Source organism: Marinobacter sp. (genome assembly GCF_035268745.1).
Classification (GTDB): Bacteria; Pseudomonadota; Gammaproteobacteria; order Pseudomonadales; family Oleiphilaceae; genus Marinobacter.
In genome coordinates this window covers 1-1,584 of sequence record NZ_DATFKH010000217.1, presented here as the reverse complement: position 1 = coordinate 1,584, position 1,584 = coordinate 1, and the positions used below count along the sequence as shown (strand labels likewise).

Annotated in this window: 3 protein-coding genes and 1 pseudogene; all 4 read left to right on the top strand. The window is 56.8% G+C overall.

Annotation, left to right across the window (positions count from 1 at the left end; translation table 11 throughout):
- Window positions 1-287: 287 nt before the first annotated feature.
- A complete protein-coding gene (locus tag VJ956_RS14295; protein ID WP_324085714.1) occupies window positions 288-413 on the top strand; it encodes a hypothetical protein in 126 nt (41 codons plus the stop codon).
- A 3-nt stretch (window positions 414-416) separates the two neighbouring features.
- Window positions 417-608: a hypothetical protein gene (locus VJ956_RS14290; RefSeq protein WP_324085713.1), complete on the top strand. Its 192-nt coding sequence runs from the start codon at window positions 417-419 to the stop codon at window positions 606-608.
- A 202-nt stretch (window positions 609-810) separates the two neighbouring features.
- Window positions 811-1,287 carry a DM13 domain-containing protein gene (locus VJ956_RS14285; protein WP_324085712.1) on the top strand — a complete coding sequence of 159 codons (477 nt, stop codon included), beginning with the start codon at window positions 811-813 and terminating at the stop codon, window positions 1,285-1,287.
- Between the two features lie 87 nt (window positions 1,288-1,374).
- Window positions 1,375-1,584, top strand: a pseudogene (locus VJ956_RS14280) (ribosome small subunit-dependent GTPase A); the annotation flags it as partial.

The window sequence follows — 1,584 nt, the reverse complement described above, 5'->3', positions numbered from 1 at the left end:
ACTCGGCCCGGGCCATGCGTGATGTCAGGGATAGCTGCACGGTGGTGAAGATGCGAATGGAGCCGCTCGGCGACTGTATGAGCGACACGGCTACTCAGAGCTGGCGCGGCGAGAAATGGTGAAAGATGGTTGGGAGCATCCCGGCAGAAATGGGGCGCTGCTTGCGAAGGACTTTTGAAAACTATTTTGGTGACAGCCACTCAATCCGGATGATTAAAGCCTATGGCAAACATCATCGTCGTAGACGGGCCTGAACCTGTTAGGCATTGGAACAAGGGGTGAGAGGCATGGGTCGTTTCGTAGTGGTTGCGTACCCGCCGAAGCAGGGCCTGGAGCAGCAGCTTCTGGCCGCCGTGAAGAAGCACCTGGATGTGCTGCGAACTGAGCAACTCGTTACAGATAAGCCAGCCTAGATCATGCGCGCTGCTGACGGTTCCATCGTGGAAGTCTTCGAATGGCGCTCAGCTGCAGCAATCGAGAAAGCGCACAGCAATCCTTCGGTTCAGGCGCTCTGGGCTGAGTTCGGTGCGGTCTGTGAGTTCACACCGCTTATCAAGTTGCCGGAAGCGCATCAAATGTTCGCTGAGTTTGACGCCGTCGAGATATGAGTCGAATGACGCCATCAAGGCGCTGTATCTGATCATGAGCCCCTTGCTGTGCTACTGGATCTTCAAGGGGGTACTGAGCAACTGGCGGATTACAGACAGGGAGATCGAAGCGTTGTACAAGTATCTGTCGGAGTTAGCACAGCGTGGCCGCGAGAAGATTCTGACCCGGGGGAGCGTCACAAAAAATCCTGGAGCAAACTGATTGAACGCACGAAAGCTCGTCCTTCTGCTCGTATCCCACGGCCTCATCGGGGCTGTCGGCTTTGCTGCCGGAATCTACCTTCTGCCGATCCTCATCGCGCCAGCGGCGCCTTCCGCTGCTGAGGTGTCAGAAGTTGCCGAAACTGCAGCTTACACCGCGGAGTTTCGCCGGGATCTGAAGGACAGCGACGTCTTGCACTGGGGAGAAGGCAAGGTCGCCATAGGTGCGGACTCGATATCCCTCATGGGAAGGTTGGCACCCGGCCCTGACTACAAGCTCTACCTGTCCCCTGTTTTCGTTGAAACCGAAATCGAGTTCAATCGCTTGAAGCCGCAGATGGCCCTGGTGGGGGACGTCAAGACGTTCAGCAATTTCCTTGTCCGGGTTCCCATTGGCTTGAACCCATCTGAGTACTCGAGCGTTATCGTTTGGTGCGAGACCTTCGGCGAGTTCATTACCTCTGCGAAGTACAAGTAGTTGAAGATATTCATGGCCACTGGGCAGCAACTGCCGGTTCCCCGTGGAGGGCGACGCCGGGCGCTATGAACATGGCAGGTCATAGTCATGGGTGAACGCTTAGGAAGCCTGGGCCTCGTTCCGTTTTTTATCCAGCAGCTAACCGACGATCGCTTAGTTGGCGAACGTCTCGGCCGCGTCGGGTCGGTTCAGCGCTCCAGGAGCACAGTCGTCTGCGAACCGGGTGAGCGAGTCGTAGAGTTATCCCCTGCCTTGCGAAAAGCAGCTGCTGTCGACAGGCCGGTTGTGGGAGACTGG

What these genes read in the sequence shown, in the direction of transcription:
- VJ956_RS14295 (WP_324085714.1), top strand. Translation starts at nt 288, where the DNA reads ATGGGTCGTTTCGTAGTGGTTGCGTACCCGCCGAAGCAGGGCCTGGAG.
- VJ956_RS14290 (WP_324085713.1), top strand. Translation starts at nt 417, where the DNA reads ATGCGCGCTGCTGACGGTTCCATCGTGGAAGTCTTCGAATGGCGCTCA.